Raw genomic sequence first — 14,630 nt, 5'->3', positions numbered from 1 at the left:
CGTTGAAAGGAGGTGATATAGATATGAAGGTAACGTCAAGTGCTGAAGGACTTCCTGTGGCTCATAAGGGAGGCAATCCGCTGCTGTCGACGATGGATCCATCTGCAGGCGGAGCTGCGTCGTTTGACGGTCTGTTGGCGGCCATGCTTGGGGGATCGGTCCAGTTGGGTCAAACGATGACCACTCAAAAGGCGTCGAGCAAGTCATCGTCGCAAATAATCGATGGCGTGAGTAGCTCCAAGGCCAGGTTGGGCACGGCTATACTAATGGGGACAAGGCAGCGGGGCTCAACGTTGGCCTCTGGCGCATCCGATTCGTCGTCGGTTGCTTCGAAAGCCGCCAGTGCAGGTGTAGTGGCAAAGGCACAGGTCGATGTTCATGGTGGTGCAGATACTTCTCTTCTGGGTCTTGTAATCTCCGGTAAAGGTGCGAAAAGCGGCCTGAATTCGGGAACAACTTCTCCGGAGGAGTTAGGTGTTTCGACGGAGATGGTTGCCGGCCAGAGTGAAGATGAACCCGGAGACTCGGTTGCGGGTGGTAAGTCAGCGGCAGTTCAAACGCCATCATTAAGTAATAAACCTGTCTTGAACGGATCTGTGGCAAATAGCCGCCCGACGTCAGATTTCCTGTCGGCCGTTTCGAAAGAAACTTCAAGCGGATCGACAAGTAATCACTCTGGCGGCGGTAAATTAGACAAGCATCAGATTGACACGAAGGATCCAGTCAGCGCGCACACGGCTGAAACGAGCACAGGCAGTTCGACCAACGTAATCGCTACGATGGGTGCGGTTACTCTCTCCTCCGGTGCGACAGGTGCAGAATCGACCGGTGCTAGCTATGAAGTGGATACACGAGACCCGAATGCACTATCTCAATTCGGCCGTCTGATTTCCGTGAAGGCCGACGCTGGACAGTCCCAACTTCACGTACAGGTGATGCCACAAGGTATGGGGCAGTTGGACGTAACGGTCACCAAAGGAGCAGACGGATTGCAAATCCAGGTCGTTGCAAACCAAGCTACTACACTCGCTTGGTTAAATCAGCAATTACCGAATTTGCAGCAAACGATGGAGGAAGCTGGAATCAACGTTTCAAGCATGCAGTTATCGTTTGGACAAGATAACCAGCCAAACCAGGGTGACGGAAGACAACAAAAGCCACCACAACAACGTCGAACGTCAGCCATTGATTCAGCTCAACCTAGCTCGGGAATCGATGGGACTGTGAGATCCCTGGGCTCGACGAGTCATACGGGCGATATTAGCTTATCCATTTAACTCGAAAGGAGGAAAAGGAACATGACGACCCCAGTTTCGTCGACCGCGTCAACAACGAGTTCATCGTCGTCACCCGTTTTGAACCAGAGTCAGCAACTTGGACAAGATGACTTTTTGAAATTGCTCGTTGCGCAGATGCAGAATCAAGACCCACTGCAACCACAAGACAATTCACAAATGCTGGCGCAGTTGGCGCAGTTCACTTCGGTTGAACAGATGACCAACGTGGCGCAGACGGAAACACAAGTGCTGTCGGCAATTAACTCTTTGCAGACGCTCATGGCACCTCAAATGATTGGTAAGAGTGTGACAATTGATGACGGCAGTGGTACACCCATTCAGGGTACAGTGGATAGTGTTAAGTTTAGCCAAGGTCAGTCGCAGGTTGTCGTGAACGGAACAGCGTATCCAACCACCCAGGTGGTGCAAATGTCATGAGTGACATTCGCAACACCATATCGAATTGGCGACCATTTGATACGCAGACAAAAGTAACAAGTGCCAAGTCGAGTCCGTTTCCAAGTACGTTCCAAACGACATTGAACGCTGCGGCGGATAGACAGGCGTCTCAGTGGAACATCAGTCAACACGCACAACAACGTTTGCAGCAACGAGGGATTACGCTATCCAATCGAGATTTGCTGGCGATGGATAAGGTAGCTACGCAGGCCGAAGCAAAAGGTGCAAAGAACGCATATATGGTACTTGGGCAAACTGGACTAGTCGTGAATCTGCCGTCAAGGACGGTTGTCACGGCGATGGATCACCGTACAGACACGGTCATTACACAGATTGATAGCGTCGTATTTGTCTAATCAAGCCGGACCACATGTGTGGAAGCTTGCCTACCGGTGACCGACAGATCCGGTAGGACGACGCAACATGGGGAGGAAAAACAAAGATGTTACGTTCTATGAGCTCTGCCATTTCTGGCATGCAGGCGTTTCAGACCGACCTTGACACGGTTGGTAACAATATTGCGAACGTGAATACGGTCGGGTTTAAGTCGAGTCGCACTGACTTTAGTGACATTTTGAGTCAGACAACATCAGGTGGTAATGCACCGTCTGGTACGGGGCTTGGCGGGACAAATCCGATGCAAGTCGGGCTTGGTGTGAAGGCTTCCGACATTGAGCTGGACATGTCTCAAGGGCCAGACCAGACGACATCCAATCCGACCGACCTGGCGGTGAATGGTTCGGGGATGTTTGTGGTAAGTCCAGATGCTAAAGACACTGCAGGGGCTACCACGGGAACATATTCAACCATGTTTACTCGTGCGGGAAACTTTACTGTCGACAATAGTGGTAATTTAGTTCTCCCAAATGGTTTTGTGGCGATGGGCTTCCCTGCCAATAGTAATGGAACAATTAATACGACAGCGTATACGCCGACCGGGACAGCCAACCTACAAAAAATGAACGTTGATGATCTCTTTACACTGAGTGGCCCGCATGGAGCAGCAGGTACCGCTATTGCGTCTGCACCCGATGTGCAAATTGGCTCGGATGGAAGCGTTAGTGTTGCTGCGTCAGACGGAAACCGTTACACGGTCGGTTATATTTCACTGGCCAACTTTCCAAATACAGCTGGGTTGCAAAAAGCGGGTGATAATCTATTCACGGCCACGGCAGCCTCAGGTCAGCCTACCTGTGGTCAACCGGGGGACACGACAAAAAATCTTGGCACCGTTACGTCCGGCGAATTGGAAATGTCCAACGTTGACTTGTCGAATGAATTTGCTGAAATGATCACGGCCCAGAACGGCTATGTTGCCAACACGCACATGATCGGAACGGACAACCAGGTGCTTCAGGCGCTAGTCAACATGAAGAACTCGTAACACTGAATGACGGGGCGTGGGCTTCATGGTAGCCCGCGCCCAAAGAGGAGCGGAAGAATGGTTCGGTTGACGCGACTGAATGGCTCGGAACATTGGCTCAACCCCTTGCTTATCGAGAGTGTTGAAGCAACACCGGACTGCGTTGTGACCATGACCAATGGTCACAAGTACATCGTAAGAGAGACACCGGACGAGATCGAGGCTATGCTCATTCAATTTTATCGTGGCATCGGCCTTATCGCTGCCGCTCCGGGTAAGGGGGATGAGTAATGAAAAAGCCGCTTGTAGTGATGTTAATTATCATCATTGCCATTGTGGTTATAGTGGGTGGTGGCGTTGGCGCGTTCATGTATCTGACCAAACACCATTCGGCATCAGCAAAGGCGTCGGCACAAGCATTGACACCGTCACAAGCTGTGGCACTTCAAGTACCGTTGCCGCAAATGACGACAAATCTGAAAAACCAAGGACTTATCCAATTTACGCTTATTTTGCAAGCTGACAGCAAGTCTACAAAGTCCGAGTTGACGGAGATGCAAAACGAGATTCAAGACACCGTCAATGAGACTATGCGTCAATTTACTCCGGACCAATTGAAGGACGATAAAGGCTTGACTACCTTAAAGAGTGCAATTTCGTCAAATGTAAACAGCAAGTTGCAGAAGGGTCGCGTGACAAACGTTTACTTCTCACAAGTACTCGTTCAATAAGTCGGAAAGGGGGCGAACACCGTGTCAGAAGTACTTTCACAATCTGAGATTGATGCGCTGTTGTCGGCCATCAGCAGTGGCGAAATCGATACGAGTGACATTCGGCCTGACGAACGCGCAGCGCGGGTCCGTTCCTACGATTTCCGACGGGCGATGCGGTTCTCGAAGGATCACTTGCGGGTTTTACGCAGGATACATGAGCAGTTTTCGCGACTGCTGACAACACACTTGACCGTTCAGCTGCGTACCGTCATTCAAGTTCAAGTTGAATCTGTAGATCAAGTTCCCTATGAAGAGTTTATCCGATCCATTCCGACACTTACGGTTCTGCACCTCATGGAGATGGAACCACTAGAAGGCCGTGTCGTACTGGAAATGAATCCGCAAGTTGTCTTTGCGATGTTGGATAGATTTATGGGCGGTGACAGCGCCAGTCCCTATCGTGAACGGGAACTGACTGACATTGAAATGACTCTGATGAAGAAATTGGTGACTCCAGTCACTGAGCTATTGGCCGACTCGTGGCGGGGTGTGACTCAGTTGGAGCCTGAGTTTGTCTCCATGGAAAGCAACCCGCAGTTTCTGCAGTTGACAACGCCGAACGAGACAGTGCTTGTCATTGCTATGAGTGTTCGAATTGGCGAAACATCGGGACTCATCAATCTGTGTATCCCACACACAACGGTGGAACCCATTATGCCGATGCTGAGCAATCGCCACATCATGGACGCTGGGCATCGAAAACACGCGGACAGCGAGGAAGAACATGCAGTCAAGTCCCATGTCCTCAAGGTCCCAGTCGACATAGAGGTTCAGTTGGGAAATACCGATTTAACGGTGGATGAGCTACTGAACTTGGATGTGGGGGACACCATCATGCTTCAACAGACCATTCACGATCCAGCAGTGGTCTACGTGGACGGTGCACCGGCGTTCTGGGGAAGTATTGGCAAGCGAAATAAAGCATACGCAGTAAAAATTCTGCGTGATTGGGAGGGGGATCGCGACGGTGAGTGACGAAATGAAACTCTCCCAAGCGGAAATTGACGCACTCTTAAAGGGCGACGCAAACAACGCGACCGGTACGGAGGGTGATGTGCTAAGCCCTGAAGAGGCCGACGCCCTTGGGGAAATGGGGAACATAAGTTTTGGGTCGGCCGCAACATCGCTTTCCGCATTATTGCAACATCGGGTGGATATTACCACTCCGAAAGTTAGTGTTATCCAAGTTGAGGATATTAAGTCGAATTTCCCAAAACCTTACGTCCTTGTCGCAGTCGAATTTACTGAGGGGTTGCAAGGATCTAATGCGCTCGCCATCGAATTAAATGACGCCAAGACAATTGCGGATCTCATGCTTGGCGGTGACGGGACCAACATCGAAGGAGATTTGAACGAGCTCCATTTAAGTGCTGTCGCAGAGGCTATGAACCAGATGATGGGTGGCGCGGCTACGTCCATGAGTCAGATGCTTGGGAAGACCACGAATATCTCGCCGCCGCGCGTCAATGTCATTGATTTTGCAACCGATTCTGACAGCGGCTTCGAAATGGATGACCAAATCGTTAATGTTGAATTTCAGTTGCGTGTTGGTGATTTGATCGACTCCAAGATCATGCAGCTCATCCCGCTCCGCTTTGCAAAAGACATGGTTCAAATGGTGATGGGCAACTCCGAACAGAGTGAGGCTCAGTCAGCGCCTGCTCAAGTACCAAGTGGGGCGAACCCGACTACGTCCGGACATCCTGAGTCAACGTCAGCCCAAGAAAGTCCTTTACCGTTAGCGCACAGCGCTCCTAAAACGACGACGGAACAGGTTGCTGCAACCTACAGCTCACGTCCAACTCAACATCCTGTTCAAGTGCAACAACCGGAGTTTATGGATTTTGATCAAGACAACCGGAGCGGAGCAGCGCCGCGGAATCTCGCTCTGTTATACGATGTTCCGTTGAACGTGACCGTTGAACTTGGTAGAGCGAAAAGGGTGATTCGGGAAATCCTTGACTTGTCAGCCGGTTCTGTCCTAGAGCTTGATAAGTTGGCGGGTGAACCAGTGGATATTTTTGTCAACAACAAACGCATCGCTGTTGGAGAAGTTGTGGTCATTGATGAGAATTTTGGTGTTCGCGTGACAGACATTATCAGTCAAGAGCAGAGAGTAACTAAGCTCTCTCAGTAATGAAAATTCGTCGGTGAGGTGGAAGTATGGCTAAAATTTTAGTTGTAGACGATGCAGCATTTATGCGGATGATGATTAAAGATATTTTGACCAAGAATGGAATGGAAGTTGTTGGGGAAGCTGCGGATGGCGCACAGGCCATCGAGAAATACGCGGAGTTAAAGCCTGACCTTGTGACCATGGACATTACGATGCCTGAGGTAGACGGCATTCAGGCATTAAAGCAAATTCGCGCGAGTGATCCGCAGGCCCGGGTCATTGTTTGTTCGGCAATGGGCCAACAGGCGATGGTTATTGACGCAATCACAGCTGGCGCAAAGGACTTCATTGTCAAGCCGTTTCAAGCGGATCGAGTGGTTGAAGCTGTTCAAAAGGCGTTGCGATAAACAATGCGGGGAATCAAAGTCCAGCTGGCAATTGCTGCAGTGCCGCCCTGCGCTTCGGTGGCTTGTTCGCCTGTCGTTCGTGCGGCAACAAAGGCGCCAAGTGGTATGCCGTCGGCAACGAGTGCCATCGCGAATCTGGTTATTGGGCTCGTTGTCGTTATTTTATTGATTGTTTTACTTGTGAGATTTCTGGCGAAGCGTTCGAATGTTCAGCAGAAGGGAACCATTCAAGTCTTAGCCGCACGACAACTAGCACCCAATCGCTCGATTCAAATCGTTGAGGTTGGTCAGAAGCGGTTACTGGTCGGCGTTGGCGAGGATGTTCAACTGATTGCCGATGTGACTGCGGATTACGATGTGGGGTCTCCCGAGACTGGAGAACGTTCACCTTTTGGGCAAGCGCTCAGTTCTGTTCTTGCAGACTTGCGTCGAAGTCACCCAGAGGAAGAGTAGAAAGCGGACGGTGAGACCTGTTTTGAAAAAATGGATGAAGCATCGATGGCTGTGGACTGGTACGGTGGTCGCACTCGTGGCATGGATGGGCATCGGCGGCTTTGCCGTTGTGCATGCGGCATCGACCACGACGACACCGATTCCGGGAATCCCAGGAATTAGTTTGGGAAACAGTAATCCGCCATCAGTTGCAAATACGGTGAAGATAGTACTCTTGCTTACCGTTTTAACCTTGGCGCCGGCAATACTCATTCTCATGACTTGCTTTACACGAGTGATTGTGGTTTTGTCGTTTATTCGAAACGCGCTGTCTCTCCAGCAGTCGCCACCGAATCAGGTATTGGTTGGTCTAGCGATGTTTATTACGTTGTTTGTTATGCAACCGACGCTGCAGCAAGCTAATCAGCAGGCCCTGCAGCCTTATTTGAACGGGAAAATATCGCAGACTGTAGCGTTGCAAAAAGCGGAAATTCCGTTTAAACAGTTTATGGCGAAGCATACTCGTATGACTGATTTGGAGCTTTTCATGCAGTATCGTCATGAATCGGTTCCAAAAGACGTACAACAGCATCCTGAACAGATTTCGTTAACAGCATTGGTACCCGCTTATACGATCAGCGAGCTCAAGACGGCGTTCCAAATCGGATTTATGATTTATCTGCCCTTCCTTGTGATTGACCTAGTTGTCGCAACGACGTTGATGTCAATGGGTATGATGATGTTGCCGCCAGTGGTGATCTCACTGCCATTTAAGATATTGTTGTTCGTTATGGTGGATGGGTGGTACCTCATCGTCAAATCGTTGTTGGACGGCTATGTCACATAGGTTGAAGGGGGAATGCCAAGTGAGTGAAACGTATGTTATGGGACTGGGTGCGCAAATTATGTGGCTTGTCGTCAAGTTGACGGCCCCTGTTTTGTTACTCGGCCTTGCAGTAGGGTTGTTGGTAAGTATTTTCCAAGCAACTACGCAGATACAAGAGCAAACATTAGCGTTTGTCCCTAAAATTATGGCCGTTATTGTTGCATTACTCGCTTTTGGTCCATGGATGTTGACAAACATTGTGAATTTCACAACCGCTATTCTAGGTCATCTAATGAATTATGTGATGTGACCAGCATGAATTACATGTTAGAGCATTTTAACTTGTTTGTTCTAGTGAGTCTTCGAATCGTTGCGTTTGTGGCCGCATCACCGTTGATATCAATGAACATATGGCCCACATGGGCGAAGATTGGGTTTGCGTTTGGTCTGGCGTATGTCGTCGCACCAAACATTTCGTCACCAGTTCCTGATGTTACGACTGACCCGGGTCAGTTTATTGTAACTGGAGTATTAGAAGCGGTTGTTGGTCTCATTCTAGGATTTATTACTACGTTAATATTTTCTGCTATATCATTTGCTGGACAGGCTGTTGATATACAAATCGGTTTTTCAATGGCCCAAATGGTCGCCCCCGGTTCCACAATACCAACGGGGATCCTGGGAACTTTCTATAATATGTTATTCTCACTGTACTTTCTTGGCATGGGTGGACTTGATGGTATGATGATGGCAATTCTTCAAAGCTATTCATTTATTCACATCGGTCAGATGCATTTACCAACCGACTTTCCGGCCATGTTGTTGCATCTTACTGGCCTGGTTATGTCGATGGGTGTCGAATTAGCAACACCTTTACTTGCATCTTTGTTTTTGAGCGACGTTACTTTCGCTTTTATGTCCAGAGCCGTGCCGCAGATGAACGTCTTTGTTGTCGGTCTACCGGTTAAGTTATTTGCTGGTTTAGCCATGTTTGCGCTCGTCATGCCAGGTGTAATCTATGTGTTTAACCGAATCTTTCTCTTCTTGTTTAGTCAGTTGCAAGTGGTGTTGCAAGCGATGGGAGGATGACCGTTTGCTGACATTGCAATTGCAGCGGTTTGCCGGGGAAAAAACTGAACGCGCCACGCCAAAACGGCGGGAAGAAGCTCGCAAAAAAGGTAATGTGGTTCATAGTCGAGAATTGACTTCCGCACTTGTTTTGTTAGCCATTATGGTCGTACTTCGCTTTAGCGGACCACTCATTTGGAACAGTTGGCAGCTTCTATTTCAACGGGATTTTACAATGAAGATTCCTGTGGAATGGACGTCCCAAACGGTTACGGAAATGCTGATAATGCAGTGGGGCATTTCTATCAAGGCGTTACTTCCAGTTGTTGGGGTTGCTGTGATCATTGGCGTGGCCGTTTCCATAATTCAGGTGCGTCCCATGTTCGTCTTGGGACTGCTTGCACCGAAGTTTAGCCGGATTCAACCGCTGGCGGGTTTTAAACGGCTCTTCGGTACTCAGTCGCTTGTGGAGCTTGTGAAGTCGATGATTAAGTTAGCAATCGTTGTTGGTTTAAGTTATAGCGTTATTGCACAAATGGCTTCCGAGATTCGTTCATCGGCTCAATTTGATGTCACCCAGCTTCCGGGGACGATAGGAAGGCTGGTATTTTCCTTAGGTGTTCGCATTGCTGCAATGATGGTCGTCCTTGCGTTTTTCGACTTTCTCTACCAGCGATTTCAATATGAAAAAAATATGCGAATGACCAAACAAGAAGTGAAAGACGAAATGAAGCAAGCCGAAGGCAACCAAGAAGTGAAGGGGCAAATCAGACGCAGGGGTCGTCAGATTGCGTTTCGACGAATGATGCAAGAAGTCCCTAAGGCGGATGTGATTGTCACAAACCCAACCCACTATGCCATTGCACTTAAATACGACAGTAATTCGATGGCTGCGCCTGAGGTGATTGCTAAAGGGGCTGACCTTTTGGCTCAGAGATTGAAACAACGAGCTGCGGAATCTGGTGTTCCCATGGTTGAAAATAGGCCACTTGCTCAAAGTTTATATCGCTTGGCAGAAGTAGGGGATGCGGTTCCTGCAGAATTGTATCAGGCAGTGGCGGAAGTTTTGGCTTATGTTTATCGCCTGCGACAGATAGCGAGGAGGTGACGCGTGATGAAGTTGTTGAAGCGACCAGATCTGTTCATTATGGTGTTTGTCCTTGGTATCATCGTGATGATTGTCATTCCCATCAGCAAACCGCTGCTTGATGTACTAATCATTGTGAATATTTTTGTCTCAATGACGATTCTTCTAGTTGCTATGAGTACCAAGGAACCGCTCGATTTTTCAGTTTTTCCATCCATGTTGCTGATTACGACGTTGTTTCGACTCTCACTGAATATCTCGTCTACGCGACTGATCCTCGGTCAGCATGATGCGGGCCAAGTGATTGCGACGTTCGGGCAATTCGTCATTGGTGGAAATGCGGTTGTTGGCTTTATCGTCTTCCTCATTATCGTGATTGTTCAGTTTATCGTCATCACCCGTGGGGCGGAGCGTGTTGCCGAAGTTGCCGCTCGTTTTACGTTGGACGCAATGCCTGGGAAGCAGATTGCTATCGACGCTGACATGAATGCCGGTCTCATTACAGAAGAACAGGCTCGTGAACGGCGGCGGAACATTGAGCGGGAGGCGGATTTCTACGGGGCAATGGACGGCGCATCGAAGTTCGTGAAAGGTGATGCGATCGCATCAATGTTAATTGTAGGTATTAACATTGTCGCGGGCTTCATCGTCGGGGTTGCCATGCAACATGTTCCCTTCCAGGAAGCCCTTAAAACGTACACACAGTTGTCAGTAGGCGACGGATTGGTCAGTCAAATTCCGGCGCTGCTCTTGTCGACAGCAACTGGTTTGATGGTTTCCCGCGCTGCAAGTGAGGGGAATTTGGGTTCCGATGTCGTGTCGCAGGTATTTGGGTATCCACGAGCCCTATACATTGTGGCAGGTGCGATTTTCTTACTGGGCCTGTTTACACCAATCGGTATTTTACCAGTTCTTCCCGTCGCTGCGGCGGCTGGAATAGGTGGGTGGCGTTTACAGGTTGCGAAACAGCGCCTGTTGTCGAAACAAGTCGAAGACAATGCGCGAACCCAACAAGCTGAAACGAAGAAGCCGGAGAACGTATTCAATTTGCTCACGGTTGAGCCGATTGAGTTCGAATTTGGCTATGGGCTGATTCCACTTGTCGACAGTAAGCAAGGTGGGGACCTGTTGGAACGCGTCGTCATGATTCGACGCCAATTGGCTATCGAACTCGGTCTTGTCATTCCGATGGTAAGAATGCGCGACAATATTCAACTAAAACCGACACAATATGTCATTAAGTTAAAAGGTGTTCAGGTCTCAGAGGGCGAAATTGTCATGGGACACTGGTTGGCCTTGAGTCCGGGTGTCGAAAATCCTGTAGTTGAGGGTGTTCGGACGAAGGATCCGGCGTTTGGGCTACCGGCCATCTGGGTCAACCAGCAGATGCGGGTACAGGCGGAGGCTAACGGTTATACCGTCGTTGATCCACCATCGGTCATTGCCACACACTTGACGGAAGTCCTGCGTCGACACGCACATGAACTCCTTGGACGTCAGGAAACGAAGACCCTGCTCGATCACGTCAAGGAGACGAACAGTGCGGCGGTAGACGACGTATATCCGAACACGCTGTCACTCGGTCAAATTCAAAACGTGCTCAGTAACCTGTTACAAGAAAAAATTTCAATTCGAGACATGGTTACCATTCTGGAGACTCTCGCGGATGCAGGACGCCAAACTCAAGATACGGACGTGCTTACAGAACAAGTCCGTCAAGCTCTCGCAAGACAAATCTGTCATCAATTTGCCCTTCCGGATGAGCCGATGTCCGTCGTCACGTTCGGGCCGGCGGTTGAAGAGCGAATTCAGCAGTCGTTAATCCAGCATGAGGGTGGATCGTTCATCGGCATGGAACCTACGGAGGCACAGACCATTATCAAACGTCTGCAGGAGGAGTCCGGGAAACTACAAGCACTAGGAAAAACGCCTATTCTGCTTGTTCATCCTCAACTTAGGCTGCCGGTCCGCCGATGGATCGTGCGATACCTTCCGGACGCTGTCGTACTGTCGTATAACGAACTAGATCCAGGTTTTGAAATTCAAAGCGGAGGCGTGGTGAACCTCTAATGATTGTTAGGCGCTATGTGGTCAAGGACATGCCAGAGGCGGTCATGTCCATTCGAAAAGACCTCGGCAAGGATGCGGTCATTTTGAGTACGAAAAAGGTGAAAGTGAAAAAGTGGCTTGGCCTTCGGTGGCAGACGTGCATCGAAGTCACGGCCGCCGTCGGGGCCGACATCCCGCTGTATCATCGTGATGTTGCAAGGCCACCCGCTCGTGAGGAACGGCTGTCGGATAAACGAAACGTACCCGCTGGTACTTCTTCGAGGGGTGAACAAGCAAATGCTTCACCGAGTTCGAGTCCGAGTTTTCAACCCGCACTCGAAAATGCGTTTAGTGCCTACCAAGCAGCGGCGAAACAGTCCAGCCCGGAAACTACTGTGAATTTGAAGGATGTTTTGGATGAACTGGCTGCCTTGCGGGAACTGGTATCGGAACAATCAAGAGTCTCATCATCAGGCAAGAGTGCGTTGCAAGAAAGCTGTGGAGCGTTTCTACAGCGTCAAGGATTGGACCAAGTACAAACGAGAGCGTGGCTGGATCGCGCTTTTGAGCGGTGCTCGGATGAATCATCGTTTGACGATGTATTGAATTCCGTTTTTAACGTAATCAATGAAGAGATTGGATCGTATACAAATCCGTTACCGATATCATCGGACAGTCGGGTTGTTGCATTTGTTGGTCCTACGGGCGTTGGCAAAACCACGTCGATTGCAAAAATTGCAGCGCTTCACGTTTTGGCGGGACAGCGCAAAATCGGACTAATCACGATGGACACGTTTCGTATAGGAGCAGTTCAGCAATTGCAGACATATGCGGATATTCTCGGTATTCCGCTGGTCGTAGCCGATGATGACGCGTCAATCAATGCTGCGGTTAATCAGCTTCAATCGTGCGATCTGCTGCTGGTTGACACAGCCGGTAGAAACTTTCGGGATGAAGCAACGGTTACACACACAAGTAGTCTATTAAACCAATTAAATCCCGATGAGACGATATTGGTTGTATCTCTAACAGCCAAGCCTGAAGACGCGGACATGTTGGTGCAGGTTTGCGAACCGCTGCGTGTTACAAAGTTTCTATTTACGAAATTGGATGAGACGGACAGTGTAGGTGTCATCGCTCGATTACTCGCAAAGTACCACCTGCCGATGTCCTACGTGACGACTGGTCAAAACGTACCAGATGACATCGACGTACTACCATTGGATGTCATTCTGTCCAAGTGGGCAGGAGGTGAGGGCCATGAATGACCAGGCTTCACGCTTACGCGCTCAGATGGGTCTTTCCGAGACGGTCAACGTCGCTCCGTCTGCTAGGAGCACGACTGCAAAGGTTATTGCAGTCGGGAGTGGTAAAGGCGGAGTCGGCAAGTCCAATTTCTGTGTAAATTTTGGACTTAGCCTAGCTCAGTCAGGTATTCGGGTTCTTATCATGGACACCGACGTAGGATTCGCGAACATCGAAGTTTTGCTAAACGTGACGCCTTCGCACACCTTACTTGATGCGATATCCGGACGTTCTCTATCAGACGTTGTCGAACATTCACCGTATGGATTGTCGTTCATCTCGGGCGGTAATGGACTCTTTGATACAACTTCGTTAGAAGATGAGGATTTCCGTCGGTTGCTTGCCGATTTAAATAAATTAAGTGGCATGTATGACGTTGTCTTACTCGACTGCGGGGCAGGCGTCAGTGAGATCAGTCGTCAATTGGTCGCGGCAAGTGATGAGTTAATTCTCGTGACAACGCCCGAACCGACATCCATGACGGATGCGTATGCCTTCATGAAACTGCTGGTTCATCGATCCGCCTTGCCCCATACAAGAGTCGTCGTCAATCGCGCTCCCTCGTTTTCGGTTGCGAAGCGTGCCGCAGAAACACTCATTGGTGTAACGACACGTTTTCTTGACGTTCGCATCGATACACTGGGTTACATTCTCGAGGATACGGCGGTCAGTGAGGCTGTTATGAGGCAGGTTCCTGTCTTGGAACACGCGGTGAATAGCCGTGCCGCGTCCTGCTATCGTCAGGTTGCCAACAATTTTGTACGTCATGACGTTCGTACGCCTCGCGTGGGTCTATCAGGATTCTTCGAGCGACTTCTACGCAATCGATCACGAGGAGGTGGTCGGGGCAGTGGACACAGTGCATAGGGAATCGGTCCGTGCGCTGGTTGTCGTCGGTGCATCCACAGGTGGCCCAAAGGCATTGAGCGACTTGTTTGTACATCTACCCGCTCTAGGTGGTGTTGCATGCTGTATTGTTCAACACATGCCAGCCGGTTTTACAGCTAACTTGGCTAAACGGTTGAATGACACAACAGCATGGACCGTTTCGGAAGGTCGGGATGGCGACATCCTCAAACCTGGTTCGGTTTACGTAGCACCTGGCGGGTTACATATGCGTGTATCAGTCGAACGGAATCATTTGTGTCTGTCCGTTCGCAAAGAAGAACCGGTCCGTGGGCACCAGCCTTCCGTCGACGTGCTATTCCACTCTACGGCGTGTGTTCCACCGCATATCCCACTGGTTGGGGTATTACTTACAGGCATGGGGCGCGATGGGGCGGAAGGGTTGTCCTATATTCGAAAACGCGGCGGCTTTACTGTTGCGGAATCACAGGAGTCAGCCGTCATCTATGGTATGCCAAAGGCGGCCGTGGAAAATGGGGCAGCCATGGTGGTCGAACCAGTATGGAAGATACCCGACGTTCTGGAGAAACACCTAAGGCGGTAACGGGTGATTGGAATAGGG

Annotated in this window: 18 protein-coding genes; all 18 read left to right on the top strand. The window is 49.8% G+C overall.

Going from position 1 to position 14,630, the window contains the following annotated elements:
- Positions 1 to 23: 23 nt before the first annotated feature.
- Positions 24 to 1,277, top strand: a complete 1,254-nt coding sequence (locus NZD86_RS13950; RefSeq protein ID WP_268042606.1) for a flagellar hook-length control protein FliK — start codon at positions 24 to 26, stop codon at positions 1,275 to 1,277.
- A 21-nt stretch (positions 1,278 to 1,298) separates the two neighbouring features.
- On the top strand, positions 1,299 to 1,715 hold the full coding sequence (locus NZD86_RS13945; protein ID WP_268042604.1) for a flagellar hook capping FlgD N-terminal domain-containing protein: 417 nt from the start codon (positions 1,299 to 1,301) through the stop codon (positions 1,713 to 1,715).
- Entirely contained in the window at positions 1,712 to 2,092 is a 381-nt protein-coding gene (locus NZD86_RS13940; protein WP_268042602.1) for a hypothetical protein, read from the top strand. The genes NZD86_RS13945 and NZD86_RS13940 overlap by 4 nt, the downstream gene beginning before the upstream one ends.
- Positions 2,093 to 2,178: 86 nt before the next feature.
- Complete coding sequence (locus tag NZD86_RS13935) at positions 2,179 to 3,120, top strand: flagellar hook-basal body complex protein (protein ID WP_268042600.1); 942 nt, start codon at positions 2,179 to 2,181, stop codon at positions 3,118 to 3,120.
- Positions 3,121 to 3,177: 57 nt separating this feature from the next.
- Positions 3,178 to 3,390, top strand: coding sequence for a flagellar FlbD family protein (locus NZD86_RS13930; RefSeq protein WP_268042598.1), 213 nt, complete (start codon positions 3,178 to 3,180; stop codon positions 3,388 to 3,390).
- Entirely contained in the window at positions 3,390 to 3,830 is a 441-nt protein-coding gene (locus NZD86_RS13925) for a flagellar basal body-associated FliL family protein (protein WP_268042596.1), read from the top strand. The genes NZD86_RS13930 and NZD86_RS13925 overlap by 1 nt, the downstream gene beginning before the upstream one ends.
- A gap of 21 nt (positions 3,831 to 3,851) precedes the next feature.
- The gene (gene fliM / locus NZD86_RS13920; protein WP_268042594.1) at positions 3,852 to 4,847 is read left to right on the top strand and encodes a flagellar motor switch protein FliM; all 996 of its coding nucleotides are present in this window, start codon (positions 3,852 to 3,854) and stop codon (positions 4,845 to 4,847) included.
- Entirely contained in the window at positions 4,840 to 6,009 is a 1,170-nt protein-coding gene (gene fliY, locus NZD86_RS13915) for a flagellar motor switch phosphatase FliY (RefSeq protein WP_268042592.1), read from the top strand. Before fliM ends, fliY begins: the two co-directional genes overlap by 8 nt.
- Before the next feature lie 26 nt (positions 6,010 to 6,035).
- The gene (locus NZD86_RS13910) at positions 6,036 to 6,395 is read left to right on the top strand and encodes a response regulator (protein WP_268042590.1); all 360 of its coding nucleotides are present in this window, start codon (positions 6,036 to 6,038) and stop codon (positions 6,393 to 6,395) included.
- Between the two features lie 3 nt (positions 6,396 to 6,398).
- On the top strand, positions 6,399 to 6,848 hold the full coding sequence (locus NZD86_RS13905) for a flagellar biosynthetic protein FliO (protein ID WP_268042588.1): 450 nt from the start codon (positions 6,399 to 6,401) through the stop codon (positions 6,846 to 6,848).
- 85 nt (positions 6,849 to 6,933) lie between these two features.
- A complete protein-coding gene (fliP, locus tag NZD86_RS13900; protein ID WP_268046882.1) occupies positions 6,934 to 7,674 on the top strand; it encodes a flagellar type III secretion system pore protein FliP in 741 nt (246 codons plus the stop codon).
- Between the two features lie 19 nt (positions 7,675 to 7,693).
- Positions 7,694 to 7,963 carry a flagellar biosynthesis protein FliQ gene (gene fliQ / locus NZD86_RS13895; RefSeq protein ID WP_268042586.1) on the top strand — a complete coding sequence of 90 codons (270 nt, stop codon included), beginning with the start codon at positions 7,694 to 7,696 and terminating at the stop codon, positions 7,961 to 7,963.
- Between the two features lie 5 nt (positions 7,964 to 7,968).
- Positions 7,969 to 8,742: a flagellar biosynthetic protein FliR gene (gene fliR, locus NZD86_RS13890; protein ID WP_268042584.1), complete on the top strand. Its 774-nt coding sequence runs from the start codon at positions 7,969 to 7,971 to the stop codon at positions 8,740 to 8,742.
- Positions 8,743 to 8,746: 4 nt separating this feature from the next.
- Positions 8,747 to 9,829, top strand: a complete 1,083-nt coding sequence (gene flhB / locus NZD86_RS13885; RefSeq protein ID WP_268042582.1) for a flagellar biosynthesis protein FlhB — start codon at positions 8,747 to 8,749, stop codon at positions 9,827 to 9,829.
- Positions 9,830 to 9,835: 6 nt separating this feature from the next.
- The gene (gene flhA / locus NZD86_RS13880) at positions 9,836 to 11,878 is read left to right on the top strand and encodes a flagellar biosynthesis protein FlhA (protein WP_268042580.1); all 2,043 of its coding nucleotides are present in this window, start codon (positions 9,836 to 9,838) and stop codon (positions 11,876 to 11,878) included.
- Complete coding sequence (gene flhF / locus NZD86_RS13875; protein ID WP_268042578.1) at positions 11,878 to 13,125, top strand: flagellar biosynthesis GTPase FlhF; 1,248 nt, start codon at positions 11,878 to 11,880, stop codon at positions 13,123 to 13,125. Before flhA ends, flhF begins: the two co-directional genes overlap by 1 nt.
- Entirely contained in the window at positions 13,118 to 14,029 is a 912-nt protein-coding gene (locus NZD86_RS13870) for a P-loop NTPase (protein ID WP_268042576.1), read from the top strand. Before flhF ends, NZD86_RS13870 begins: the two co-directional genes overlap by 8 nt.
- Positions 14,013 to 14,612 (top strand): CheB methylesterase domain-containing protein, encoded by a 600-nt coding sequence (locus tag NZD86_RS13865; protein WP_268042574.1) that lies wholly within the window; start codon positions 14,013 to 14,015, stop codon positions 14,610 to 14,612. Before NZD86_RS13870 ends, NZD86_RS13865 begins: the two co-directional genes overlap by 17 nt.
- Positions 14,613 to 14,630: the final 18 nt, after the last annotated feature.

The sequence above is a fragment of the Alicyclobacillus dauci genome (assembly GCF_026651605.1).
Taxonomy (GTDB): Bacteria; Bacillota; Bacilli; order Alicyclobacillales; family Alicyclobacillaceae; genus Alicyclobacillus; species Alicyclobacillus dauci.
The sequence above is the reverse complement of the archived record's forward strand: the minus strand, read 5'-3'. Positions and strand labels throughout refer to the sequence as shown.

What these genes read in the sequence shown, in the direction of transcription:
- NZD86_RS13950 (WP_268042606.1), top strand. Translation starts at nt 24, where the DNA reads ATGAAGGTAACGTCAAGTGCTGAAGGACTTCCTGTGGCTCATAAGGGA.
- NZD86_RS13945 (WP_268042604.1), top strand. Translation starts at nt 1,299, where the DNA reads ATGACGACCCCAGTTTCGTCGACCGCGTCAACAACGAGTTCATCGTCG.
- NZD86_RS13940 (WP_268042602.1), top strand. Translation starts at nt 1,712, where the DNA reads ATGAGTGACATTCGCAACACCATATCGAATTGGCGACCATTTGATACG.
- NZD86_RS13935 (WP_268042600.1), top strand. Translation starts at nt 2,179, where the DNA reads ATGTTACGTTCTATGAGCTCTGCCATTTCTGGCATGCAGGCGTTTCAG.
- NZD86_RS13930 (WP_268042598.1), top strand. Translation starts at nt 3,178, where the DNA reads ATGGTTCGGTTGACGCGACTGAATGGCTCGGAACATTGGCTCAACCCC.
- NZD86_RS13925 (WP_268042596.1), top strand. Translation starts at nt 3,390, where the DNA reads ATGAAAAAGCCGCTTGTAGTGATGTTAATTATCATCATTGCCATTGTG.
- NZD86_RS13910 (WP_268042590.1), top strand. Translation starts at nt 6,036, where the DNA reads ATGGCTAAAATTTTAGTTGTAGACGATGCAGCATTTATGCGGATGATG.
- NZD86_RS13905 (WP_268042588.1), top strand. Translation starts at nt 6,399, where the DNA reads ATGCGGGGAATCAAAGTCCAGCTGGCAATTGCTGCAGTGCCGCCCTGC.
- fliP (WP_268046882.1), top strand. Translation starts at nt 6,934, where the DNA reads ATGGGCATCGGCGGCTTTGCCGTTGTGCATGCGGCATCGACCACGACG.
- fliR (WP_268042584.1), top strand. Translation starts at nt 7,969, where the DNA reads ATGAATTACATGTTAGAGCATTTTAACTTGTTTGTTCTAGTGAGTCTT.
- flhA (WP_268042580.1), top strand. Translation starts at nt 9,836, where the DNA reads ATGAAGTTGTTGAAGCGACCAGATCTGTTCATTATGGTGTTTGTCCTT.
- flhF (WP_268042578.1), top strand. Translation starts at nt 11,878, where the DNA reads ATGATTGTTAGGCGCTATGTGGTCAAGGACATGCCAGAGGCGGTCATG.
- NZD86_RS13870 (WP_268042576.1), top strand. Translation starts at nt 13,118, where the DNA reads ATGAATGACCAGGCTTCACGCTTACGCGCTCAGATGGGTCTTTCCGAG.